Consider the following 22,388-nt stretch of genomic DNA (forward strand, 5'->3'; position numbering starts at 1 on the left):
CTAATAGCGTAATCAACGGTTTGATTAATTTGGGGTCATGTCTGTTTCTGGCGTTGCGATATTACATAAAGAGGCAGGGGAAGAGTACTGAGCCATTTTCCGGATCGGGAACAAGGCGAAAACAAAATAGCCGGCACGAGGCCGGCTATTTGAAGGAAGGAGCTGTTCGGCTGCTCCGTTTAAGCGGTTACATGATCCGCATGCCCGGCTGGGCACCTTCGTGCGGCTCCAGAATCCACAGATCCTGACCGCCGGGGCCAGCAGCCAGTACCATGCCTTCAGACATGCCGAACTTCATTTTGCGCGGCGCCAGGTTGGCGACCATTACGGTCAGCTTGCCTTCCAGGTCTTCCGGCTTGTAGGCGGACTTGATGCCGGCGAAGACGTTGCGAGTCTCGCTGCCCAGATCCAGGGTCAGGCGCAGCAGCTTGTCGGCACCTTCCACGTGCTCGGCCTTGGCGATCCTGGCGACACGCAGGTCGACCTTGGCGAAGTCCGGGAACTCGATGGTATCGGCGATCGGTGCCTTGCTCAGTTCGGTCTCAGCGGCAGCCGGTTCGGCGGACTGAACCTGCGGCTGGGCCTGAAGGCTCTGTTTGGAGTCTTCGATCAGGGCTTCGACGGTAGCTTCGTCCACTCGCTGCATCAGCGGTTTGAACTTGTTGATCTCGTGGTCCAGCAGCGGCTGCTCGATTGCATCCCAGGCCAGGGTATCGATGTTGAGGAACTCGCATGCCTTCTCGGCCACTTCCGGCAGTACCGGTGCCAGGTAGCTGATGATCACGCGGAACAGGTTGATACCCAGGGTGCAGCAGTCCTGTACTTCCTGGGCGCGTGACTCATCCTTGGCGATTGCCCAGGGTTCGGCGCTGTCGATGTACTGGTTGGCCTTGTCGGCGATGTGCATGATCTCACGCATGGCGCGGCCGTACTCACGCTTCTCGTAGGCTTCAGCGATGCTGTGGCCGGCGGCAACGGCTTCATGATAGAGCGATGCATAGGTCAGCTCGGCGCCCAGCTTGCCATCGAATTTCTTCTTGATGAAACCGGCACAGCGGCTGGCGATGTTGACCACCTTGTTGACCAGGTCGGCGTTCACGCGCAGGCGGAAGTCGTCCAGGCTCAGGTCGATATCGTCGATACCGGAGCCCAGCTTGGCGGCGAAGTAGTAGCGCAGGTATTCCGGGCGCAGGTGCTTCAGGTAGGTCTCGGCCATGATGAAGGTGCCGCGAGACTTGGACATCTTCTGGCCGTTGACGGTCAGGAAGCCGTGGCAGAAAACGCCGGTAGGTGTACGGAAACCCGCACCCTTCAGCTCGGCCGGCCAGAACAGGGTGTGGAAGTAGGCGATGTCCTTGCCGATGAAGTGATACAGCTCGGCATCGGACCCTTCCTGCCAGTACTCGTCGAAGTCGACGCCGTTCTTGTCGCACCAGTTCTTGAAGCTGGCCATGTAGCCGATCGGTGCGTCCATCCAGACGTAGAAGTACTTGCCCGGTGCATCCGGGATCTCGAAGCCCCAGTAGGGCGCATCGCGGGAGATGTCCCACTCCTGCAGGCCGGATTCGAACCACTCGTTCAACTTGTGGATCATCTGGCTCTGCACGTGCTCGTTGACCCAGCCGCGCAGGAACTCTTCGAAGTCACCCAGCTTGAAGAAGAAGTGCTCGGACTCCTTCTCGATCGGGGCGGCGCCGGAGATGGCGGAATAGGCGTTCTTCAACTCGGTGGGCTGGTAGGTGGCACCACAGGCCTCACAGGAGTCGCCATACTGGTCTTTGGCGCCACACTTGGGGCACTCACCCTTGATGAAGCGGTCCGGCAGGAACATGTTTTTCACCGGATCGTAGGCCTGGGTGATGGTGCGGCGGTTGATATGGCCGGCATCACGCAGGCGCTCGTAGATCAGCGCGGAGAACTGACGGTTCTCTTCCGAGTGGGTGGAGTAGTAGTTGTCGAAGTTGACCATGAAGCCGGCGAAGTCGCGCTGGTGCTCGGCGCTGACCTGGTCGATCAGTTCCTGCGGGCTCTTGCCCATCTGGTCGGCCTTGAGCATGATCGGCGTACCGTGGGCGTCGTCGGCACAGACGTAGGTGCAGTTATGACCACGCTGTTTCTGGAAACGAACCCAGATATCGGTCTGGATATACTCGACCAGATGGCCCAGATGGATGGGGCCATTGGCATAGGGCAGGGCACTGGTGACGAGAATCTTGCGCTTGCTGTCGGACATCGTTGGCTCTGAGTCGGTTGAAAAATAAAGTGGATCATTCTACGCCTGATTGATCGCCGAATGAAGGCTGACAGCAGCTGTGCTAAAATCCGCCGCCCGAACGATCCTTGCCGATTTACCCTAGAGAACACAGAGGTTAGCCGATGGCCCTTCCCCGCGTGGAGCCTGAACAGTACGACGCCTTGCTGGCGGACAAGAAAGCCCGAATTGCCGCGCAGTTTGCCGAGTTCGATCTGCCCGAAATCGAGGTGTTTACCTCGCAGCCGGAGCACTACCGCCTGCGCGCCGAGTTTCGTACCTGGCACGAAGGGGATGACCTCTACTACGTGATGTTCGATGGCGACAAGCGCACTCCCGTGCGCCTGGACAGCTGTCCTATGGTGTCCGAGCGCATCCATGACGTGATGTTCAAGCTGCTGGACGTGATCCGCCCCGATCCTGTGCTGCGCTTCAAGCTGTTCCAGGTGGATTTCCTCAGTACCCTGTCCGGTGAGCTGCTGGTGAGCCTGCTGTATCACCGCCAGCTGGACGACGAGTGGGTCGAGCGCGTCAAGCCGCTGCGCGAGCAGTTCAACATCGACATCATCGGCCGCGCCCGCAAGCAGAAGATCCTGCTGGACCGCGATTTCGTCGTGGAAGAGCTGAACATCAAGGGGCGTGTCTATCGCTACCAGCAGACCGAAAACGGCTTTACCCAGCCCAACGGTCATGTCTGCGAGAAGATGATCGAGTGGGCGATCGATGCTTCGTCCCATGCTGGTGGAGACTTGGTCGAATTCTACTGCGGTAACGGCAACTTCACCTTGCCGCTGGCACAGAACTTCCGTCGCGTGGTGGCCACCGAGATCTCCAAGGTGTCGGTCCGCTCTGCCGAGTGGAACATCCAGGAGAACGGCATCGACAACATCGACGTGCTGCGCATGCCGTCGGAAGACCTGTCGCTGATCCTCAAGGGTGAAAAGACCAGCCGCAAGGTACAGGGGCTGGCGCTGGAAGAGTGCGAGTTCAGCACCGTATTCGTCGACCCGCCGCGCTGTGGCCTGGATGAGCATACCGTGGAGCAGATCTGCGAATATGAGCATATCCTCTACATCTCGTGCAATCCTGATACTTTGCACGACAACCTCCAGCAGATCAGCAAGACCCACAAGGTGGAGCGGTTCGCGATCTTCGATCAGTTCCCCTATACCGATCACCTGGAGTGCGGCGTCTACCTGACTCGCCGCTGAGCACACGGATCATGAAGGGAGGCTCCATGCTCTATTTCTGGCTGTCGCTGGCGTTCGTGGCCGGCATGATGATGCCGCTGCAGGCCGGGGTGAACAGCACCCTGGCGCTGCAGAGCAATGGTGCGCTCTGGGCTTCTCTGATCTCCTTTGCTGTCGGTACAGCCGCACTGTTGGGCGTAGTGCTGGCGATGCGCTATGACTGGCCCGTGGCCGCACAGCTGAAACAGGCCCCCTGGTGGGCCTGGACCGGCGGCTTCATGGGAGCACTGTTCGTCGCCACCGGTGCCTTTCTGGCGCCTCGCATTGGCGCCGCTACGATGATTGCGCTGCTGGTGGCCGGTCAGCTGATCATGTCGGTGATTCTGGATCATTTCGGCTGGGCCACTTTCCCGCAGCATGAAATTAATCTGGGGCGTATTCTCGGTGTGCTCTGCCTGCTGGCTGGAGTGGTGCTGATCAGGATGTATTGATCCATATTCCCGCGCTCTGTTGCGCATCCGGTGCGGGCTTGCTTCTTAACAAGGAAAGAAACGATGAAAAAACTGCGTTTGCTGCTGATTTCGCTGTTTGCACTGGTGCTCGTTGGCTGCGGTCATGGTTTTGAGGGCACCTACAAAATTGAGGTGTCCAGCGTGGGTGTGAACCTGGGCGACCTGATTCCGGATAACCGCCTCGTTATCGGCAGCGATTATCTGGAGTCCGATGGTGAGCGTACCGACATGGACAAGATCTTCGTGCGTGAAAGCGGCGGCAGTCGCTATCTGGTTTTCAAGGAGAAAGGCAAAGAAGAAGCCTGGAAAATCATCAATGACAAGACTCTGGAGCAGGGAAACGGCTTCGCCAAGGTGCGGATGAGCCGGGTGGACTGAGGCTCCCGGTGAGGCATCAGGTCACTCAGTCAGAGAAACCCTGCATGCATCCGCCTCCGCATCGGTGGGGGCAGCGGCCAGCTCGGCTTTGATCATGCTTATGAATGCTCGAATCAGCTCAGGGTCGAACTGTCCCTGATCCTGTTCTGATTCCAGAATATCAAGCGCCCTGGCCCTCGGCATCCCTCGCCGGTAGACCCGGTCCCCTGTCATGGCATCCCAGGTGTCGGCAATAGCCACGATTCTGGCCAGCAGTGGTATCTTGTCCCCAGCAAGCCCGTCCGGGTAGCCCTTGCCGTCCCAGCGCTCATGATGCCAGGCCGCGATCTCGGCGAAGGCTCTGAAGTGCTTGAGGGGCTTCATTATGGCCGCGGTCATCACCGGGTGTTTGCGCATCTCCCGATACTCTTCGTCGGTCAGGGCTGTCGGCTTATTGAGAATGGTGTCATGAATGCCGATCTTGCCAAGGTCGTGCATCAGGGCGCCTTTCTTCAATAATTCAAGTTGTACATCGTCCAACCCGATCTGCTGTCCGAGTCGAACCGCATAACGTGAAACGCGGCCAGAATGTGCTGCGGTATAGGGGTCCTTGGCCTGTAGAGCCTTTGCCAGTGAACTCAGCGTTGCCAGGTAGGTTTCTTCCTGTTCGCGCAACAACGACTGGATGCTGTCTGCCAGGTGGTTGATGCCGGCTCCGAGCTGGCCCACTTCATCGCTAGATCCATGCTTTACCCGGCTTTCCAGGTTGCCTGCCGAAAGAGCAAGGACGGTTTGGTGCAGGTGTTCGACCGGCTTGGTCAGCCGTTTGTAGATCAGCCCGCCAAGGGCTAGTAACAGCAGCAGACTGCTCAAGATGATACTGATCCACATTGACTGTTCGAAAGGGGCGTCGAAGCTGCTGATGGCAGCCTCCAGACCGGTAATGTCAATTTCAGCCTCAATGCCCGCGCGGGTACCATCGGGCAACATCATAGGGAGTAAATAGTCCCCCTTGAGTTTACCGGTCATTGGGTTGACTTCATGGGCCTCTCCCAAAGAGGTGAGGCCCTCGATAACGACGCGATAGTAGGGTGAATCGGCAGACATGTCCTTGGGGGCGCGATTGCCTGCACTGTGGGCGATGACCTCGCCCTGGTCGTTAAATGCATACAGCGCCAGTACGTTCAGTTGGTCACTGAAACGCGAGTGCTGGTTGAGATAAATGACCTCTTGCGCCAGCGTGCTGTCATCCAGTGTCAGCCGGCCCTGCTCAACATTGCGCTTGATCTGATCCAGGAGCAGGTGGATTTTCTGATCTGCCTGGTGCAGAAAGGCCGTTTCGATCGTATGGTCGGTTCTCGATGACAGCAGCAACCCATTGAGCAGCATGACCCCAATGGCAAAGAGCAGAAAGCGCCAGGACAGGGAAAGATGGGGGCGATGACGCAGGCCAGTTGCTGCAATAGACCTTGTCGACATGAGGCTCCCTCCTTTCCGATGTTTTATTCAGCCAATAGCATGAGACCATATGGAGCTTAGACCATGCAGAGCCCAGGCGGCCACGGATCCTGTCATTGCTCCTGTATGAGGGGGCGTTCAGCCCTTGAAGCCCTTGCCGACTACATACACCTCGCGTGAACGGGCACGGGAAGCATCAGGCTTGCGGATCAGCACGGTATCGAAGTGTTCACGCACCTGTTTGACGAATTCTTCGTAACCTTCGCCCTGAAACGCCTTGGCTACAAAACTGCCCTTGGGTTTCAGCACCTGCTGGGCCATATCCAGCGCCAGCTCAATCAGGTAAATGGAGCCAGCCTGGTCGGCGGATGCCACGCCGCTCAGGTTGGGCGCCATATCGGAGATCACCACGTCAACGGGGCGGCCGTCGATCACGCCCATGATCTCGTTGAACACGCTCTCTTCAGTGAAGTCACCCTGGATGAAGTCCACATCGGGCAGAGCATCCATCGGCAGGATATCGGAGGCGATCAGCTTGCCCTGTTCGCCGACCAGCTGGGAGGCGATCTGTGACCAGCCGCCGGGGGCCGAGCCCAGATCGATGACCAGCATGCCGGGCTTGATCAGTTTGTCCTTGTCGTTCAAGGCCAGCAGCTTGTAGCTGGCACGCGAACGGTAGCCATCCTTCTGTGCCTGTTTAACGAAGGGGTCGTTGACATGCTCTTTGAGCCAACGGGCGCTGCTTTTGGAACGGGCCATAGTGTACAGGAACCATCATTGTGACTGAGTCGCATATTGTACGTGCTGGCCTGGTACCACGCCAAGGGCCGACTGACTTCACCCGGGAGCGGGGCTATAATGCCGCCACAATTCAAGGCGGGACTGGCATGAAACTGGATCTGATCAAAAAGCTGCAGCAGAAAAAATATCGCACTGAAACCGGCTGCTGTCTGGTGGAGGGGGAGCACCTGGTGCTGGAGCTGCAGAAAGCAGCCATTCATCAGCCGACGCTCAAGGCTGCAGAGCTTTATCTGACTGATCAATACGCCGATTGGCAAACCGAGTTCAAGGTGCATGAAGTCACTGGCAAGCAGATGAGTGCCATCAGTGCCACCAAGAGCCCCCAGGGCATCGTGGCGGTGCTGCCGATGGCGGCGATTCAGCCGGCTTCAGGTAAACCGGAAGTGGCGATCTATTTTCACGAAATCCAGGATCCGGGCAATCTGGGCACAATCCTGCGTACCCTGGCCTGGTTTGGCGGTTACCGCTGTTTGCTCAGCCCCGGCAGTGTTGACCCGTTCAACCCCAAGGTGATTCGTGCCAGCATGGGCGCGATTTTCCATGTGCCGCTGGAGCTGGATGTGTCGCTGGATAGCCTGGGCGAGCGCTACGAGCGCATCGGCTGCCTGGATATGCAGGGTGATGCGCTCAGCTCTGAGGCCTTCAAGGCCTGTGACTGTTACCTGTTTGGTAATGAGGCGCGAGGGGTGCCGCGTGACCAGCTGGAGCAGCTTAATGCCCGGGCATTCACCATACCGGGGGCGGGGTTGATCGAGTCGCTTAATCTGGGCACGGCGGTCAGTCTCAGTGTCTATGAACGCCAGCGCTGAATATGGCTATCGCCTGCCGGCCGTCGACAATTCACCATGGCGTAGGAGCTTGCCTTGCAAGCGATTACATCGCTTGTGGGCTTGCCTGCCATCTCGCAAGCCTCTGCCGTTGGCCTGATCGTCGATGAAAACCGGTGTTGAGCGCGATCCCTTTCAACAGCCGGTCATCCGTCATCTGGCCTGGCTGTGTCGCGCTCCTCAGCTGTACCGTGGCGCACTGACCTTCGATCCGGTCGACTGGCTGCCAAACGACTATCTCCAGCAGTTGCAGTATTGGGATCGGCACCCTGAGTCCATGCCTGATCTGCTGCGGCAAGCAGCACCTCGTCGCCTGGGATTGTATTTCGAACAGCTTTACGCCTGCCTGTTGCAAGACCTGCTCGGCTGGCCGCTGCTGGCGCGCAACCTTCAGGTCCGGGATCAGCAGCGTACGCTGGGCGAGCTGGATTTTCTGGTGCGCAATCCGCAGACCGGTGACGTGGAGCATCATGAGATTGCGGTCAAGTTCTATCTGGGGCATACCGATGCCGAGACCCGGCAGCCGTACTGGTTCGGTCCCAACAGCCGGGACCGGCTGGATTTGAAAACCGCACGCCTGCTGCAGCACCAGACCCGGTTAGCGGCACAGCCTGCTGCACAGCCTGTGCTCGAGTCACTGGGGCTGCAGGCTCCGCCCACTCCGCGCATCTTCATGCCGGGCTATTTGTTCTATCCCTGTCAGGGCAAGTTGCCGGCACCGGAGCAGGCTGATCCAGACCATGGCCAGGGGCGTTGGTGTTATGCCAGTGAGGTATTGGCACTGGAGCCTGAAGGCTGGGTGGTGCTGCACAAGCCGCACTGGCTGGTAGACTGGCAGCAGCCCGAGGCGCCGCTGCCGGGCAGACTGTTGCAAGCAGCGGCCGAGGTGCAGCAGTCCGGCCGTGCCTGCCTGCTGGCCCGAGTGGTGGCGGCCCCAACCGGCTGGGTGGAGGTCGAGCGTCTCTTCGTGGTGCCGAACAACTGGCCCGAGGTGCCCTCAAAAGGCTGAAGGGATGGGCGTCATGGCCGGCCAGACATGACCGAGCAGAGCGATCAGTTCGGCGTGGTCCTGAATACGCTCGATCGACTTGATCTCTCGACTGTCTTCCAGCGTGAATGGCCGGGGGGAATCAAGCCTGGCGCCCAGCCGGTTGGTGATCAGAGCCAGCTTCGGCTGATCCAGGTTGTCACCTCTCCCGGTTACCAGTGCCAGCTCTCCACCGCTCAACTGCACCAGTGTCCCTGGTGCGAATATACCCATCACATCAATAAACAGACGCGCCAGTGCGGCATCTATGGTGCTGCCGCGTTGTTGGAAAATCTCGCGCAGGGCATCGCGAGGCAATACCTGATTACGATAGGCGCGCGGACGGATCATCGCTGAATAGCAGTCGGTGATCGCCAGCAGACGGGCATCCCGGCAGATGTTGTTGCCAACCAGGCCTGCCGGGTAACCACTGCCATCAATCCGCTCATGGTGTTGCAGCACCGGTAACAGCCAGCGTGACTCGGTCACTTCTCGCTGCAGCAGCAGATCGTAAGCCTTTTGCGGATGTTCATCGATGATCTGCCGTTGCTGCGGCGTGAGAGGAGAGGATTGTTCGAACAGCTCCTGCTGAAGCTCATACATGCCCAAGTCATGGGTCAGTGCCGCGGCAACCAGCGGGAAGCGATCCAGCGGTCCCCGCCCCATGCGACAGCTGGCCACCTCGCACATCATGGCCGCGTGCAGCGGGTGCACCAATCCGTGGGGCGCTTCGACAATCAGTTGCATGGTGCCGAGCATGGCATCCGGGTTTTCTTCGCAGACCGCCTGGATATCAAATACCAGTTGCATGATCCGGCGGATGAACGCACTGCCAGCCTCTTTTTGGTGGCGCAGTTCGAAGGTGTCCTCCAGTCGTTCGAGCAGCGTATGAGTGATGACGAAGGTGCCGGCCTTCAGGGTCGCGCTTTTCGGCTCCTCGCTTGGGGCGAAAACGCCCGGGTGCGTCGAGCGGTAATAATGCGCCTTTATGTTAAGCAGGCTTTCGATCTGCTTTTCGCTGCGGATCAGTGTGCCTTCGGTCAGTAGCAGCGTGCCCTGTGGGCTATAAACAGACCAGGGCAGACGTGAGCCAATTCTGAGTTCAAGGCCAGTCAGCGTGCGCTTGATGGTGTCGGGTTCCATGCAGGTCATTGAGCGTCCAGGTTGCCAAAGTGTCACCAATAGGAATCAGCTAGCATCTCTGAACAGGGGCGCGGATGCATTGTTTCAGGTCAGGGTCTGGGTGCGGCGTGTGAACAGCACTGACAGTGCCGGAAATTGTATTAATAGAACAGCGGTCTAATTTACATCCATGCATGTATGGATGTAAAATCCTGCTTTGCCTTTCAGTCATCAGGAATCTTGTGATGAAGACATTAGTTGCCCAAGGGCGTGTACTCTTGCTGACCTGCATGGCGCTGGTGCTGAGCGCATGCAGTGATGAGACCCAGAAATCAGCTGCAGGCGCACGCCCGCTGCCGCCGGTCATGACAGATGTATCCCTTATCGAGCGTCAGGATCTGTCACTGGACAAGACCTATTCCGCTTTGCTGCGCAGTGACAACGAGGTGACTCTGGTGGCTCGAGTCACAGGCACGCTGCAAACGCGTCAGTTTGAGCAGGGTGATCAGGTCAGTAAGGATCAGGTGCTCTATACCATCGAACCTGAACACTATGAGGCACAGGCCAGGCAGCGTGAAGCTGACCTGCAGAGCGCCAAGGCCGAGCTGGCTCGTGCCGGCCGTGACGCAGCACGTTATGAATCGCTGCTCAAGCGCAGCTCGGTAAGCCGTCAGCAGTACGACCAGGCGCTGGCTGAACAGCAGGTGGCCCGGGCCAAGGTTGCCCAGGCCGAGGCGGCACTGGCGAGTGCCCGAATTGATCTTGGTTATACCCAGGTGACGGCGCCGGTTTCCGGGCGCATCGGCCTGAGTCAGGTCAATCTGGGCAATTTGGTCAATGCCGGTACCGAGCTGGTGACGATCACTCCGCTGGATCCGCTGGAGGTGCGCTTCCAGATGCCGCTCACGGATGCGCTTGAACTGCGCAGCCAGCTTGAACTGGACGAACTGAACCGAATTCATGCCAGCCTGGAGGTCGGCGGTCGTGAAGGTAAGCCTGCGACTCGTTTGCAGGGAACGCTGGACTTCCTCGGGGTGCGTGTGGACCAGCGGACCAGTACAGTGCAGGCCTCTGCCAGCTTTGCCAATCCTGATGCCAAGGTGCTGCCGGGTCAGTTTGCGCGGGTCAGCATTGAGGGGCTGATGCGTTATAACGTGATTGCCGTGCCGGAGATCGCCGTGACTCAGGGACTGATGGGGCCGCAGGTGTTCGTGGTCGATGAAGAAGGCAAGGCCCGTGCCCGCACCGTAGAACTGGGGGAAGTGGCCGGTGATATGCAGATTATCCTCAGTGGCCTGGAAGCGGGCGACACCGTCGTCAGCGGTGATCCCTCCGGCGTCAAGCCGGGTACACCGATCAACGCCCGTGCCGACCAGGCGGCCAAGCAGGGTGATGACGCATGAGTTTCGCCAACTTTTTCATCAAGCGACCGATCTTCGCCACGGTGCTGGCGATCATCCTGACATTGGTCGGGATGGTCAGCTTGCGCGTGTTGCCGATCGAACAGTACCCGAGCGTAGTGCCGCCCAGTGTCTCTGTCCAGGCGGTGTTCCCGGGGGCCAATGCCGAAACCGTGGCCCAGACCGTCGCTGCACCCTTGGCTGAAGCGATCAACGGTGTCGAGGACATGATCTACATGACCTCAACCAGTGCGGATAACGGCCTGATGAGGCTGGAGGTGTCGTTCAACATCGGTACCGATGGCGACCAGAACACCGTCAACGTCAACAACCGGGTGCAGAGTGCTCTGTCGCAGCTGCCGGACTCGGTGCGTGCGCAAGGGGTCAAGGTGGAGCAGCGTTCTACCTCTATTCTGCTGCTGCTGGCGCTGACTTCACCTGAGGGTGACTATGACAATATCTACATGCAGAACTATGCCACCCTAAACATCCTCGACGAACTGCGCCAGATTCCAGGTGTTGGTGCGGCTGAGGTGCTGGGTGGTGGCGAGTTCGCCATGCGCGTGTGGATGGACCCGGAGAAACTGGCACAGTATGACCTGACCCCGACCGAAGTGGCGCGCGCCATTCGTGCGCAGAACACCGAGGTGCCTGCGGGTAACCTGGCCGGTACGCCGCAGAGCGACCCGCGTGCCTATACCTATACGGTCAATGCGGGCGGGCGTCTGTCCAGTGCGGATGATTTCCGCAACATCTATTTGCGTACCAACCCCGATGGTTCCTCACTGCTGCTGAAGGATGTGGCGCGAGTCGAACTGGGTGCCTCCTTCTATGGTGTTGAGGCACGCCTGAACAGCGCCACCATGGCGCCCATCGTGATCAACCAGCAGCCGGGCGCCAATGCGCTGGAAACCGCTGATGCGGTCAAGGCCAAGATGGCTGAGCTGTCAGGCCGTTTCCCGCAAGGGCTGGAATATGAAGTGCCGTATGACACCACGCTGTTCATTACCGCGTCCGTGGATACGGTTGTGAAGACGTTTATCGAGGCCTTCCTGATCGTCGGCGTGATTCTCTACGTGTTCCTGCAGAACTGGCGCTTTACGGTCATTGCCATGTCGGTGGTGCCGGTGTCTGTGGTGGCCACCTTTGCCGGCTTTTACATGTTTGGCTTCTCGTTGAACCTGCTGACCCTCTTTGCGTTGGTACTGGCGATCGGCATCGTGGTGGATGACGCCATTCTGGTAGTCGAGAACGTCGAGCGTGTACTGGCGGAAGATGAAAATATCAGTGTCCGAGATGCGACCGTGCTGGCGATGAAAGAGGTCGGTGGACCTGTTATTGCCACCTCTTTCATCATGGCGGCCGTGTTTGTGCCGGTCGCTTTCCTGGGCGGTTTTACCGGGCAGATCTACCAGCAGTTCGCACTGACGATCGCGATCTCAGTGGCCTTCTCGGCGTTGATGGCGTTGACCTTTACGCCTGCGCTGTCGGCGGTATTCATCAAGCACCACAAGCCCGGTGAACATGAAAGCGGCTTCATGCGTGCCTTCCATGCCCCCCTGCGCTGGTTCGAGCGCGGCTTCAGTGCATTGACTGCATTGTTCACCCGCATCGTGGATGTACTGGTACGTCGCTGGGTACTGGCCCTGTTGCTGGCCGCCGGTTTCAGCTACGGCTCCTGGTGGATGTTCGCGAATACCCCGACGACGCTGGTACCTCAGACCGACCAGGGTATCGTGCTGGTCAGTGTGCAGCTGCCGGACGCGGCATCATTGGATCGTACCAATGATTACATGGATGCTGTGAGCCATCAGGTTCAGGAGATTCCGGGTGTTGCGCATGTGGCGGCAGTGGCCGGCTATGACATCCTGACCAGTGCCGTGAACAGTGCCCGAGGCGTGATGTTCGTCAGTCTGGTGCCCTGGGAAGAGCGTGACCTCAAGGTGGATCAGTTGATCGGTCAGGTGATGCAGATCGGTGCCCAGACGCCGGGCGGCAGCGCGATTGCCTTCAACATGCCACCGATCATGGGGCTGTCGACCACCGGTGGTTTCACCGGCTACCTGCAGTCCTACGCAGGCGCTTCGCCGGAAGAGCTTTATCAGGCATCGCTGAAGGTCATGCAGGCGGCCAACCAGCACCCCGCGTTGAATCGGGTGTTCACCACTTTCAACGTGAACGTGCCGTCCTACCGTGCTGATATTGATCGTCAAAAGGCGCTGAGCTACGGCGTGGCACTGGAAGACCTGAATGCGACTCTGTCCAACACCCTGGGTAACGGTTTCGTTAACTACTTCAGCTATCAGAACCGCAATTTCCAGGTGTTCCTGCAGAACGAGGACGCATACCGTCAGAAGCCGGATGACCTGAAAACCATCTTCGTGCGCAGCAATAGTGGCGAACGTATCCCGATGTCCGAGCTGGTCACTCTGGAGCGCCAGGTAGCACCGGCGGTAGTATCTCGTTTTGGTGTCTACCTCGGTGCTCAGTTCCAGGGTGGTCCGGCAGCAGGATACAGTTCCGGCCAGGCTGTTGCGGCGATGAATGAGGTGGTGCAGGAAACCCTTGGCGATGACTGGGGCATGGGCTGGACAGGTACTGCCTATCAGGAAACCACTGTAGGTAATACGGCCTCACTGGCCGTGGGCTTTGGTATCCTGATGATGTTCCTGATCCTGGCAGCCCAGTACGAGAGCTGGTCACTGCCGTTGGCGGTACTGACCGCAACTCCCTTTGCCTTCTTCGGCGCTGTGGGCGGCATCATGATGCGTAGCCTGGAGGTCAGTGTCTACGTCGAGATTGGTGTGCTGGTGGTCGTTGGTCTGGCAGCGAAAAACGCCATCCTGATTGTCGAGTTTGCCGAGCTGCAGCGGCGTGAGTTCGGCAAGTCGATCCGTGAAGCGGCCGTTATCGCGGCGGAGCTGCGTTTCCGTCCGATCATCATGACCTCGCTGGCCTTTATCCTGGGCACTGTGCCGCTGGCGCTGGCCACCGGCGCCAGTGATACCAGCAGTCACCATATCGGCACGGCGGTCTCCGTGGGCATGGCGTCAGTCGCGATTATCGGCAGCTGCTTCGTGCCGACCTTCTATGCGATGATCGCGTCGATATCCGACTGGATCAGCCGCAAGCGGGGTGTGGCTGAAGCGCACTGAGAGATGATGCAATGAATCAGGGGCCGGTCACTGACCGGCCCTTTTGCGTTCAGGGCCGGTGAAACTGGATATTGAGATGTCAGAGCGCCAGCAGGCTGCAGCAGAACAGGGAAAGCAGGGAGTTTGGGGGCAGGGGGTGATCAGGCGTTGCGCAGCAGATGCAGCAGGTTTTCAACCATCTGGGTACCACGGGCCTCGAGCGAATAGAGCTCGGGGTGGCGCAGCCAGCCATTGAACAGGCCGGTCAGCGTTGCATAGAAAAGGTCTGTCGCGGCCTCAGGGCTCAGGCTGGCCAGCTGCCGGTTTTCGGCGGCCAGCTGGAAGTACTTCAGCAATACGCTGTTGATATCCTGGGAGATCTCTTCCTGCATCGCCTGAGGATCGATATCGCTGAAAAACTCACAGCGATACATCAGGATGAAGTGAACGCGCTTGTTGCGTGGCTGTTCCGCCCGGGCAAACCCCTTGATGCAGGCCTGGCGAATGGCTTCCAGTGGGCAGTTGTCGGCCACGGAGTCGTCGACTTCATCAAACAGGTTTTGAAAGGGCATGTGGACGCGTTCAAGCATGGCGTGGAAGAGGTCGGCCTTGTTCTTGAAGTGCCAGTAAACGGCGCCTCGGGTCATGCCGGCGTGGCGCGCAATCTGTTCCAGTGACGTACGGGCAACGCCGTGCTCCATGAACATCTCTTCAGCTGCATCAATTAGCGCTTCGCGCGTTGCGGCGGCTTCTGCCTTGGTGCGTCTTGCCATTGCTTCAAAATCCCATAAACCTGTACAAGTAATGGGGGCTAGTTTATCGCACGGGTGAACGAAAGAACATCTATACATCTTTGTCTGTATGTTTTGTTGGCAGTGCCCTTTCCAGAATTAACATATCTTTACGCTAAATTAACCCTTGTTTAAGTAAGGGGTGGATACACTGAGGGACTTGCCGAATCCAAGCTGTTTCAGTCTAAGGATGGTCCCCATGAGAACGTATCTATTACAAGTGCATCGCTGGTTGGCGTTGCTCCTGACCCCCCTGTTTTTACTCATTGTCCTGACCGGCATGGTGCTGGCGCTCAAGCCGGTTGTGGCCGATCTGACGGCTGCTCCCTACGCCGGGCCGGTTGCGGTGAGCGATCTTGTGGCGCTGTTGAATGCTCAGCCTGACAGCCTGTCAGTAGTAGGTGTCGAGCGTAGTTCGACCCAAGGGCAGTGGATACTGCCAGGCAGCGGGGAATTCCGTCTCGCCGATGGGGCAAGAGTCGGTAGTGGTGCCGATGCCGTTGGCAACTTCTTTGCCTGGGTCAAGAGCCTGCACAAGGATCTGTTGATGGGGGCGGGCTGGCTGGTGGAGTGGGTCACCTACGCCATGGTGGCGATCATGGTGGCGGGTGTGTTGCTTGGCTGGCCGAAATTCCGTCATTCACTGATCGGCTGGCACCAGTGGCTGGGCGTGTGGTTGTTGCCGCTGGCGATTATGCTGCCCCTGACGGCAGTGCTGATGTCATTGCATATAGGGCGCCCGGATCTGGGACTGCAGCGCGGTGCAGAGCCAACATTACTGGAGCGGGGACTGCAGCAGGCTGCGGCCGAGCATAACCTGTCAGAGCTGGTCAGTGCGCGTCGCTTCAAGGCGGGGTCGGTATTGATCCAGACGCAGAGTCAGGCTCTGGTGGTGAGCGGTGACCAGATAACGGCCATAGATGTGGCATCAAACCTGCCCAAGCAGCTGCATGAAGGGCTATGGGCGGGGTGGATTTCCGGTGTTTTCAATATCCTGGTGGGCGGCCTCGTGTTGGGCCTGACCCTGAGCGGTGGTCTTAGCTGGTGGCGCCGTCAGCGTGCAGCCGGAGCCAGTCAGATTAAGGATGGCGCTCAGGTACTGGTGGTATTTGCCAGTCAGACCGGCACGGCTCAGGGGCTTGCAACCGCCACGGCGGGCTCGCTTGAGGCTGCCGGTATTGCGGTGGATCAGGGCTCGATCGCCGCGTTCAGCCCGGCGGACTGGAGGCGTTACCGGCAGGTACTGGTGATTGCTTCGACCACGGGGGAGGGCGAGTTGCCCGAAATGGCGCGTGGCTGGGTCAAGCATCTGCGACCCGAGGCCCTGAGCGGTGTGCCGTTCAGTCTGCTGGCGCTGGGGGATCGTCGCTATGAGCACTTCTGTGCAGGCGGACACCAGCTCGGCGAGACCCTGCTGGCTGCAGGTGCAGCAGAACAGCTGCCCCTGCATGAAGTCGATGGTGACCCGGCTGGTGAATGGACGGTCTGGTTGCAGCAGTTGGCAAACCTTCATGGCTGGGTGCTGAAAGCCGAAGGTGTGGCGCCTCAGCGTCAACGCTGTCAGGCCCGCTTGATCGAACGGGTACGCCTGGATGCTGAAATGGGTGATGATAGCCCGCAGAGCTACAGCCTGATCTTCGAGGTGCCTGATGAGGTGATGTTTGAACCGGGTGACCTGTTCCAGTTTCTGCCAGGCGCTGATGCGGCGCCGCGGACCTATTCCGTGGGTTCTGCCGCAGCGGTGACGCCGGGTCGGATTCGCCTGACGGTCGGGTTGTTGCGCTATCTCGATGATCAGGGCAACGAGGTGCTGGGTCTGGGCAGTCGCGAGCTGTGCCTGAACTGGCCTCTGGGCGAGGCGCGGGAGATCGAGCTGGTGGCACACCCGGGTTTCAATCCTCCCCAGGACAGCGAGCAGCCACTGATCATGGTCGCGACCGGGTGTGGCATTGCGCCCTTTATCGGCTTTCTCGAAGCGCGTGCCGCCGCTGGCCGTACTGGGCCGGTATGGCTGTTGTTCGGCAACCGCCATTATGAAGGTGACTATCTGTATCGAGTGCAGATTGAGACCCTGGTGGAGCAAAAGGTCATTTCCGAGCTGGATACCGTGTTTTCTCGCGACGGTGGTCCCCAGCGCTATATTACCGAGCGGCTTGAGCAGTGCGGCGACAAGCTGCTGGAGTGGGTCAGCCGGGGGGCAAGCCTGTACATCTGTGGTCGCGCCTCTACCCTGGGTAAGGGGATTGATGAGGTATTGGTCAGACTGCTGCAGGGGCAGGGTATGACCCTGGACGGTGCTCAGGCCGAACTGGCCCGCTGGAGCGAACGTGGCGTGATGCATCGGGATCTTTTCGACTGATCGGGTGAGACTCGGGGCGGTTGTCCGCCCCGGTTGTTGCATTCGATCAATTATCCGCAACAAATTATCCCAGCATGGCAGCATTTCCGGCGTCAGGTCTCTAGAATAGTCTGGCAAATGGATTTGAAACCCGATCAGCTGCCATGTATCGACATTTCTCACCGTATATTCTTGCCGCATTGCTGTTGCCGGCGTTCACGGCTGAAGCCGAAATTCGCCGTATTGAGCACCCCGACGGTCGGGTGGAATACACCAATCTTGCGCCCCGGCAGAAGGCTGATGTTGTCAGTACCTACTATAAATATCGCAGTCCCAACGGCGTGTTGTCTTTCAGTGATGCCAAGCCCAATGGCGTTAAATACGAAACGATCCGCTTTGACTGTTTCGCCTGTCGGGTGGACTCCGAGGTCAACTGGGAGACTACGCCGCTGTTCACTGACCGTTACCGCCCGGCGATCGACCGTATAGCGGCATTGCACGGGGTCGACGGGGCGCTTGTGCGAGCCGTTATTCATGCGGAGTCAGCGTTTAATCCTGAAGCTCGTTCTCGTGTTGGTGCTCAGGGGTTGATGCAATTGATGCCGCAGACCGCTGCCGAGCTGGGTGTCAGCAACCCCTTCGACCCGGAACAGAACATTGATGGTGGAGTGCGTTATCTGGCGATGTTGCTGGAGCGCTATAACAAGGATATGAGTCTGGCGACAGCAGCTTATAACGCCGGTCCCGGTGCCGTCCAGGAGTATGGCGGCGTGCCGCCCTATGCCGAAACCCGGGCCTATGTGAAACGTATCGCGATCTTGCAACGGCGTTATCAGGCCGCCAATTAAGCGCGGTCAGACATAAGGAGGGGCAGAGGCATGCAGGATAAGCTGACAGGAATGCTGATCGGGCTCGCCGTGGGGGATGCACTGGGGGCCAGTGTTGAATTCATGGCGCCGGGCAGCTTCGAGCCGGTGACCGGCTATCGTGGTGGCGGTCCTCATGGGCTGGAGCCCGGCTACTGGACTGATGACACTTCGATGGCCCTTTGCTCGGCTTACAGCCTGATCGAACGCAAGGGGTTTGACCCCCATGACCAGATGGACCGTTTCGTTCGCTGGTTCCGCGAAGGCTACTGCTCATCGACCGATCGCTGCTTCGATATCGGCAATCGCACTCGCAGCGCCTTGCTGCGTTACGAGCGTACCGCAGACCCCTTCGCCGGCGAGGAGTCGACGGACCAGGCTGGTAATGGCACCTTGATGCGGCTTGCGCCTCTGGTGATCCATGCCTGCGACCGTCCCGAACTTCCTGCGCTGGCGGCAGAGCATGCGCGCCTGACCCATGCCGACCCCCGCTGCCTGGACGCCAACCGTGCCTTTGCGTTGATGCTCAAGGCGGCATTGACGGCTTCGAATCCATCCGAGGTTTGGCAGGATCCAGAGTTGACGGAGCTTCTGCCTGAGCTGGATGCTGAGGTCATCGGTGTTTGCCTTGGCTCCTTCCTGGAGCGAGAGCCTCCTTCCATACGCGCTACCGGTTATGTGATTGACTCGCTGGAGGCAGCCCTCTGGGCGTTCAGCCACAGTGACAGTTTTGAGCAAGGTATGCTGAAGGCGGTCAATTTGGGCGAAGATGCCGACACGGTGGGTGCCATCTACGGCCAGCTAGCCGGCGCTTACTATGGGCAGGTAGCGATTCCGGTTGACTGGCGGCGTCAGCTACACGGCTATCAGATGCTGGTAGCGCTGGCCGAGCAGCTGGCAAATACCTGATCGTCAGGCTGTGGTGCACTTTGCTGTTGGCGGAACTCACTGGGAGTCATTGTCTCGTGTGCCTTAAATGCAGTGGCAAAGTTGGCCGCACTGCTGTAGCCCACCTGTGCTGCGATGCTTTCGACCGACAGTTGGCTCTCGGCCAGCAGTCGTTTCGCCTGTTGCAACCTTAGCTGCCTGATGTAGGCAAATACGGTCAGGCCCAGCCGCTCACGAAACAGCTGCGTCAATTGCTTCTCATTGCTGCCAATCGATCTGGCCAGTGCCTTCAGGGAAATGGGGGCGGCAAGGTCCTCTTTGATCTGTCTCACCGCGGCGCTCAGCAGTACCTCAGATTCCGATTGGGGTGTTTGCAGGACTTTGTCATTGTTGCTTTCACGCATTTCACGCTCATGGCGCAACTGGGCATGTATGCGGGCCAATACCTCTTCAGGAGCACAGGGGTTCGTTATGAAGTCCACCGCGCCCAGTCTGAAGGCTTCCAAACGAACCTCCAGCGTGCTGCTGCAGGCTAAGACAATGACCGCAGGGAGCTGGTAGTTGACCGTTTCATGCAGCCTGCGAAAGATCGAAAAACTGTCCGCAGTACTCGTCGATGTCTGTATCAGGATCAAGTCGGGCTGCAACGTCACAGCCATCATGTACCCCTGTTTTGTCGAGGTCGCGTAGGAAACACGAAACCTGTTGGCGCGCAGCAGGCTGGTCAGGGGTTTTCGTTCTTTGTGGAGTTCATCTAAAAGCAGGATGTGCTTTTGTCTTGAGGTTTCCATGCCGGTTTTATTGATCCAGGACAGCAGGTGGTTTGCTGGGTGTATGTGATTGGATACGCGAACGATAGTATATAACACCTGTTTGAATGCAAGTCTGCACTTTTGTATCAAGACATGCGCTTCAATTAGTTATTCACGCTGCCAGTCAGAAAGTGGTTCACCCGGTTTACCAAAAAGCATGGGGCTTGTTGGTTCGTCTCTCTGGAAAAGCTTCTTTCCTTTCCTGCAAAGGTTTGCGTGTGCGCTTTCAATACAATCCTAGGCATCATCAGGTCGCCGAATGACAACAAACATGGATCAACACTCTACAGGAAAGGTAAAACGTTAATGATGCAGAATGTTTCAACCCTGGGACGGGTTCTGGTCCTGGCTGGTGCTGCAGTTGTATCTGGCTGTGCTGTTACGCCAACAGACTTCAGTGTCGCCGACATGAACCGGATCAATGCAAGCGACAGGCAAATGGCGTTTGCTGCAATGGAACCGCATGGTGAAATCATTTCGCTGGAAGAGGCGATAGCGCGGGCGCTCAAATACAATCTGGAGCAGCGCGTTCGGTTGCTGGAACAGTCTTTGGCGGCTGGAGAGCTGGAAGCGGGCAAGTACGACATGCTGCCGAAGCTGATGGCCAATGCCGGCTACAGCTGGCGTGACAATTACGGTAGCCGTTATTCAGCGCCTTACGACAACCCGACCGATTACACCGAAGGCGATTTCAGCGATGTAGATATCTCATCCGAAAAGGCCCACGAGACGGCCGACCTGGTGCTGTCCTGGAATCTGCTCGACTTCGGTGCCAGCTACTACACCGCCAAGCAAAATGCCGACAAGCTGCTGATCGCCAACGAAAAGCGCCGCAAGGCGATGCACACGCTGATGCAGAATGTGCGCACCGCCTACTGGCGTGCACTGGCGGCAGAGCAGCTGAGCGAGCGGGTCGGTCAGACGATCCAGTCGGCTGAGAAGGCGCTGGGCGATTCAGTCAAACTGGCCAATGAGCGGGTACGTGCGCCGGATGAGTCCCTGCGTTACCAGCGTAATTTGCTGGAAAATCTGCGTCTGTTGGAAAGTGTTGAGCGTGAGCTGGCCAGTGCGCGTATCGAACTGGCCAACCTGATTGGCCTGCTGCCGGGAACCCGCTTCAAACTGCAGGAGCCGGCAGCCCATGCAGCACCTCTGGCGATCGATATCGAACAGCTTGAGGCGCGTGCGCTGCTGCAGAACGCTGATCTGCGTGAGCAGTTTTTCAATGCCCGTATCGCGGCTCAGGACACCCGCAAGGCGCTGTTGAAACTGTTGCCGGGCATCAGCTTTGAGTATGGCGGCTACTATGACAACGACCGTTATCTGATCGATGAGCAGTGGCGTGCCGCTGGCGTTAAGGTCAGCTATAACCTGTTCAACCTGATCTCGGCGCCCAGCCGAATGGATGCTGCCGAACGCCAGGAAACCCTGGCCGAAGCACGTCGCATGGCGTTGCAGATGTCCGTCTTGACGCAGGTTCATCTGGCGCGTCATCAGTACAACGATTCCTTGCGCCAGTTTGGTCGTGCCGACCAGATCTACAAGGTCGATGCGCGACTGGAAGAGATCGTGCGTGGACGTTTTCAGAGCAATATGGTGGGTGAGCAGGCGCGTATTTCGGCCAACGTTACCACCATCCTGAGTGAGCTGCGCCGCTATCAGGCCATGGCCAAGGTGCAGGAGTCTCTGGGGCGCCTGCAGGCCAGTATCGGGCTGGAGCCACAGCTGAACAGCCTCGACAGCACCAGCCTGCAGGAGCTGCAGACCCGGATTCGCGGCTGGCTGGAGCAGGATATGTCTGCTCTGGTGACAGTTGCGCAAGCTGATGTCCCGCAGCCGGCAGCGCAATAAGTCCATGGCTATGCGGATTAAACCCCCAGTCGTATTGATGCTGTTGGTGCTTTCCGTGCCGGCAGCCGCCCAAAGCGAGTATGCGCTTGATCAGGGCGAGTTGCGGGCTCAATTGAGCCCGGCTCGCTACGCCATGCTGTCTGCTGAACTCGGTGGCAAGGTGGACCAGATCCCTGTACGGGAAGGTGAGCGCATTGAAAAGGGCCAGCTGTTGCTCAAGTTCGACTGTGCACTGCAGGCCGCTCAGCTGCAAAAGGCCCGTGCTCAGCTTGCCGGCGCTCGCAACACCTACAAGGGGAGCAAACGCATGGCCGAGCTGAATGCGATCGGCAGTGTCGAGCTGAACAACAGCAAGACCGAGGTGGACAAGGCTTTGGCCGATGTGGCCTATCTGGATGCCACCATTCAGCGCTGTACCTTGAAGGCCCCGTATGCCGGCGTGCTCGGCGAACAGAAGGTGCGTGAACAGGAGTTTGTTCAGGCCGGACAGCCGCTGCTGGAAATCCTGGATGACAGCGCCCTGGAGCTGGAATTTATCGTGCCATCCCGCTGGCTGAGCTGGCTGGTGCCCGGTTACACCTTTGAGGTCAGCATCGAAGACACCGGACAAACCTATCCGGTCAAGCTGGCTTATACCGCTGCCAAGGTTGACCCGCTGAGCCAGTCGGTCAAGGCGGTTGCGGTCATTGACGGTCAATACGACGAGCTGTTGGCCGGCATGAGCGGGCGCCTGCTGTTGACGCCACCCAAACCCTGAGCCCCC

18 protein-coding genes are annotated in these 22,388 nt (G+C 58.6%); 12 read left to right on the top strand and 6 right to left on the bottom strand.

The genetic code is table 11. The features are described from left to right. Positions 1-187 precede the first annotated feature (187 nt). Positions 188-2,233 (bottom strand): methionine--tRNA ligase, encoded by a 2,046-nt coding sequence (gene metG, locus ABD013_RS01685; RefSeq protein WP_343801306.1) that lies wholly within the window; start codon positions 2,231-2,233, stop codon positions 188-190. Positions 2,234-2,376: 143 nt separating this feature from the next. On the opposite strand from metG, the gene trmA reads away from it, so the two are divergent. From trmA to ABD013_RS01700, 3 genes are all read left to right on the top strand, one after another. Beyond that, positions 2,377-3,462 carry a tRNA (uridine(54)-C5)-methyltransferase TrmA gene (gene trmA / locus ABD013_RS01690; RefSeq protein WP_343801309.1) on the top strand — a complete coding sequence of 362 codons (1,086 nt, stop codon included), beginning with the start codon at positions 2,377-2,379 and terminating at the stop codon, positions 3,460-3,462. A gap of 26 nt (positions 3,463-3,488) precedes the next feature. Further along, the gene (locus ABD013_RS01695) at positions 3,489-3,932 is read left to right on the top strand and encodes a DMT family transporter (RefSeq protein ID WP_343801312.1); all 444 of its coding nucleotides are present in this window, start codon (positions 3,489-3,491) and stop codon (positions 3,930-3,932) included. A 63-nt stretch (positions 3,933-3,995) separates the two neighbouring features. Next, a complete protein-coding gene (locus ABD013_RS01700) occupies positions 3,996-4,331 on the top strand; it encodes a hypothetical protein (RefSeq protein ID WP_343801315.1) in 336 nt (111 codons plus the stop codon). A 21-nt stretch (positions 4,332-4,352) separates the two neighbouring features. Here ABD013_RS01700 and ABD013_RS01705 read toward each other — a convergent pair whose 3' ends face one another. Beyond that, a complete protein-coding gene (locus ABD013_RS01705) occupies positions 4,353-5,789 on the bottom strand; it encodes an HD domain-containing phosphohydrolase (RefSeq protein WP_343801318.1) in 1,437 nt (478 codons plus the stop codon). A 117-nt stretch (positions 5,790-5,906) separates the two neighbouring features. Next, positions 5,907-6,527, bottom strand: a complete 621-nt coding sequence (rlmE, locus tag ABD013_RS01710) for a 23S rRNA (uridine(2552)-2'-O)-methyltransferase RlmE (protein ID WP_343801321.1) — start codon at positions 6,525-6,527, stop codon at positions 5,907-5,909. 128 nt (positions 6,528-6,655) lie between these two features. Here rlmE and ABD013_RS01715 point away from each other — a divergent pair, with 128 nt between their 5' ends. Together ABD013_RS01715 and ABD013_RS01720 are read left to right on the top strand one after the other, a co-directional pair. Beyond that, on the top strand, positions 6,656-7,378 hold the full coding sequence (locus tag ABD013_RS01715; protein ID WP_343801324.1) for a TrmH family RNA methyltransferase: 723 nt from the start codon (positions 6,656-6,658) through the stop codon (positions 7,376-7,378). A gap of 124 nt (positions 7,379-7,502) precedes the next feature. Continuing rightward, positions 7,503-8,405 carry a DUF1853 family protein gene (locus tag ABD013_RS01720; RefSeq protein ID WP_343801327.1) on the top strand — a complete coding sequence of 301 codons (903 nt, stop codon included), beginning with the start codon at positions 7,503-7,505 and terminating at the stop codon, positions 8,403-8,405. Here ABD013_RS01720 and ABD013_RS01725 read toward each other — a convergent pair. Beyond that, a complete protein-coding gene (locus tag ABD013_RS01725) occupies positions 8,394-9,575 on the bottom strand; it encodes an HD-GYP domain-containing protein (RefSeq protein WP_343801329.1) in 1,182 nt (393 codons plus the stop codon). The genes ABD013_RS01720 and ABD013_RS01725 overlap by 12 nt on opposite strands. Positions 9,576-9,790: 215 nt before the next feature. On the opposite strand from ABD013_RS01725, the gene ABD013_RS01730 reads away from it, so the two are divergent. Continuing rightward, complete coding sequence (locus ABD013_RS01730; RefSeq protein WP_343801332.1) at positions 9,791-10,948, top strand: efflux RND transporter periplasmic adaptor subunit; 1,158 nt, start codon at positions 9,791-9,793, stop codon at positions 10,946-10,948. Beyond that, positions 10,945-14,100: an efflux RND transporter permease subunit gene (locus ABD013_RS01735; RefSeq protein WP_343801335.1), complete on the top strand. Its 3,156-nt coding sequence runs from the start codon at positions 10,945-10,947 to the stop codon at positions 14,098-14,100. The genes ABD013_RS01730 and ABD013_RS01735 overlap by 4 nt, the downstream gene beginning before the upstream one ends. Before the next feature lie 140 nt (positions 14,101-14,240). On the opposite strand, the gene ABD013_RS01740 is transcribed toward ABD013_RS01735, so the two are convergent. Further along, the gene (locus ABD013_RS01740) at positions 14,241-14,852 is read right to left on the bottom strand and encodes a TetR family transcriptional regulator (protein WP_343801338.1); all 612 of its coding nucleotides are present in this window, start codon (positions 14,850-14,852) and stop codon (positions 14,241-14,243) included. A gap of 217 nt (positions 14,853-15,069) precedes the next feature. Here ABD013_RS01740 and ABD013_RS01745 point away from each other — a divergent pair, with 217 nt between their 5' ends. The 3 genes from ABD013_RS01745 to ABD013_RS01755 all read left to right on the top strand — a co-directional run bounded on the left by ABD013_RS01745 (position 15,070) and on the right by ABD013_RS01755 (position 18,983). Further along, positions 15,070-17,229 carry a PepSY domain-containing protein gene (locus ABD013_RS01745; protein WP_343801341.1) on the top strand — a complete coding sequence of 720 codons (2,160 nt, stop codon included), beginning with the start codon at positions 15,070-15,072 and terminating at the stop codon, positions 17,227-17,229. 143 nt (positions 17,230-17,372) lie between these two features. After that, entirely contained in the window at positions 17,373-18,056 is a 684-nt protein-coding gene (locus ABD013_RS01750; RefSeq protein WP_343801344.1) for a lytic transglycosylase domain-containing protein, read from the top strand. Positions 18,057-18,086: 30 nt separating this feature from the next. Next, positions 18,087-18,983: an ADP-ribosylglycohydrolase family protein gene (locus tag ABD013_RS01755; RefSeq protein ID WP_343801347.1), complete on the top strand. Its 897-nt coding sequence runs from the start codon at positions 18,087-18,089 to the stop codon at positions 18,981-18,983. Here ABD013_RS01755 and ABD013_RS01760 read toward each other — a convergent pair. After that, positions 18,941-19,753 (bottom strand): helix-turn-helix domain-containing protein, encoded by an 813-nt coding sequence (locus ABD013_RS01760; protein WP_343801350.1) that lies wholly within the window; start codon positions 19,751-19,753, stop codon positions 18,941-18,943. The genes ABD013_RS01755 and ABD013_RS01760 overlap by 43 nt on opposite strands. Before the next feature lie 327 nt (positions 19,754-20,080). On the opposite strand from ABD013_RS01760, the gene ABD013_RS01765 reads away from it, so the two are divergent. Then, positions 20,081-21,625 (top strand): TolC family protein, encoded by a 1,545-nt coding sequence (locus ABD013_RS01765; protein ID WP_343801353.1) that lies wholly within the window; start codon positions 20,081-20,083, stop codon positions 21,623-21,625. Between the two features lie 10 nt (positions 21,626-21,635). Then, positions 21,636-22,382, top strand: a complete 747-nt coding sequence (locus ABD013_RS01770) for an efflux RND transporter periplasmic adaptor subunit (RefSeq protein WP_343801356.1) — start codon at positions 21,636-21,638, stop codon at positions 22,380-22,382. The last annotated feature ends 6 nt before the right edge of the window (positions 22,383-22,388 follow it).

Source organism: Marinobacterium maritimum (assembly GCF_039523155.1).
Taxonomy (GTDB): Bacteria; Pseudomonadota; Gammaproteobacteria; order Pseudomonadales; family Balneatricaceae; genus Marinobacterium; species Marinobacterium maritimum.

Bases quoted from the DNA above. Each gene is read 5' to 3' on its own strand.
- metG (WP_343801306.1), bottom strand. From the start codon at position 2,233: ATGTCCGACAGCAAGCGCAAGATTCTCGTCACCAGTGCCCTGCCCTAT.
- trmA (WP_343801309.1), top strand. From the start codon at position 2,377: ATGGCCCTTCCCCGCGTGGAGCCTGAACAGTACGACGCCTTGCTGGCG.
- ABD013_RS01695 (WP_343801312.1), top strand. From the start codon at position 3,489: ATGCTCTATTTCTGGCTGTCGCTGGCGTTCGTGGCCGGCATGATGATG.
- ABD013_RS01700 (WP_343801315.1), top strand. From the start codon at position 3,996: ATGAAAAAACTGCGTTTGCTGCTGATTTCGCTGTTTGCACTGGTGCTC.
- ABD013_RS01705 (WP_343801318.1), bottom strand. From the start codon at position 5,789: ATGTCGACAAGGTCTATTGCAGCAACTGGCCTGCGTCATCGCCCCCAT.
- rlmE (WP_343801321.1), bottom strand. From the start codon at position 6,527: ATGGCCCGTTCCAAAAGCAGCGCCCGTTGGCTCAAAGAGCATGTCAAC.
- ABD013_RS01715 (WP_343801324.1), top strand. From the start codon at position 6,656: ATGAAACTGGATCTGATCAAAAAGCTGCAGCAGAAAAAATATCGCACT.
- ABD013_RS01720 (WP_343801327.1), top strand. From the start codon at position 7,503: ATGAAAACCGGTGTTGAGCGCGATCCCTTTCAACAGCCGGTCATCCGT.
- ABD013_RS01725 (WP_343801329.1), bottom strand. From the start codon at position 9,575: ATGACCTGCATGGAACCCGACACCATCAAGCGCACGCTGACTGGCCTT.
- ABD013_RS01730 (WP_343801332.1), top strand. From the start codon at position 9,791: ATGAAGACATTAGTTGCCCAAGGGCGTGTACTCTTGCTGACCTGCATG.
- ABD013_RS01735 (WP_343801335.1), top strand. From the start codon at position 10,945: ATGAGTTTCGCCAACTTTTTCATCAAGCGACCGATCTTCGCCACGGTG.
- ABD013_RS01740 (WP_343801338.1), bottom strand. From the start codon at position 14,852: ATGGCAAGACGCACCAAGGCAGAAGCCGCCGCAACGCGCGAAGCGCTA.
- ABD013_RS01745 (WP_343801341.1), top strand. From the start codon at position 15,070: ATGAGAACGTATCTATTACAAGTGCATCGCTGGTTGGCGTTGCTCCTG.
- ABD013_RS01750 (WP_343801344.1), top strand. From the start codon at position 17,373: ATGTATCGACATTTCTCACCGTATATTCTTGCCGCATTGCTGTTGCCG.
- ABD013_RS01755 (WP_343801347.1), top strand. From the start codon at position 18,087: ATGCAGGATAAGCTGACAGGAATGCTGATCGGGCTCGCCGTGGGGGAT.
- ABD013_RS01760 (WP_343801350.1), bottom strand. From the start codon at position 19,753: ATGGAAACCTCAAGACAAAAGCACATCCTGCTTTTAGATGAACTCCAC.
- ABD013_RS01765 (WP_343801353.1), top strand. From the start codon at position 20,081: ATGATGCAGAATGTTTCAACCCTGGGACGGGTTCTGGTCCTGGCTGGT.
- ABD013_RS01770 (WP_343801356.1), top strand. From the start codon at position 21,636: ATGCGGATTAAACCCCCAGTCGTATTGATGCTGTTGGTGCTTTCCGTG.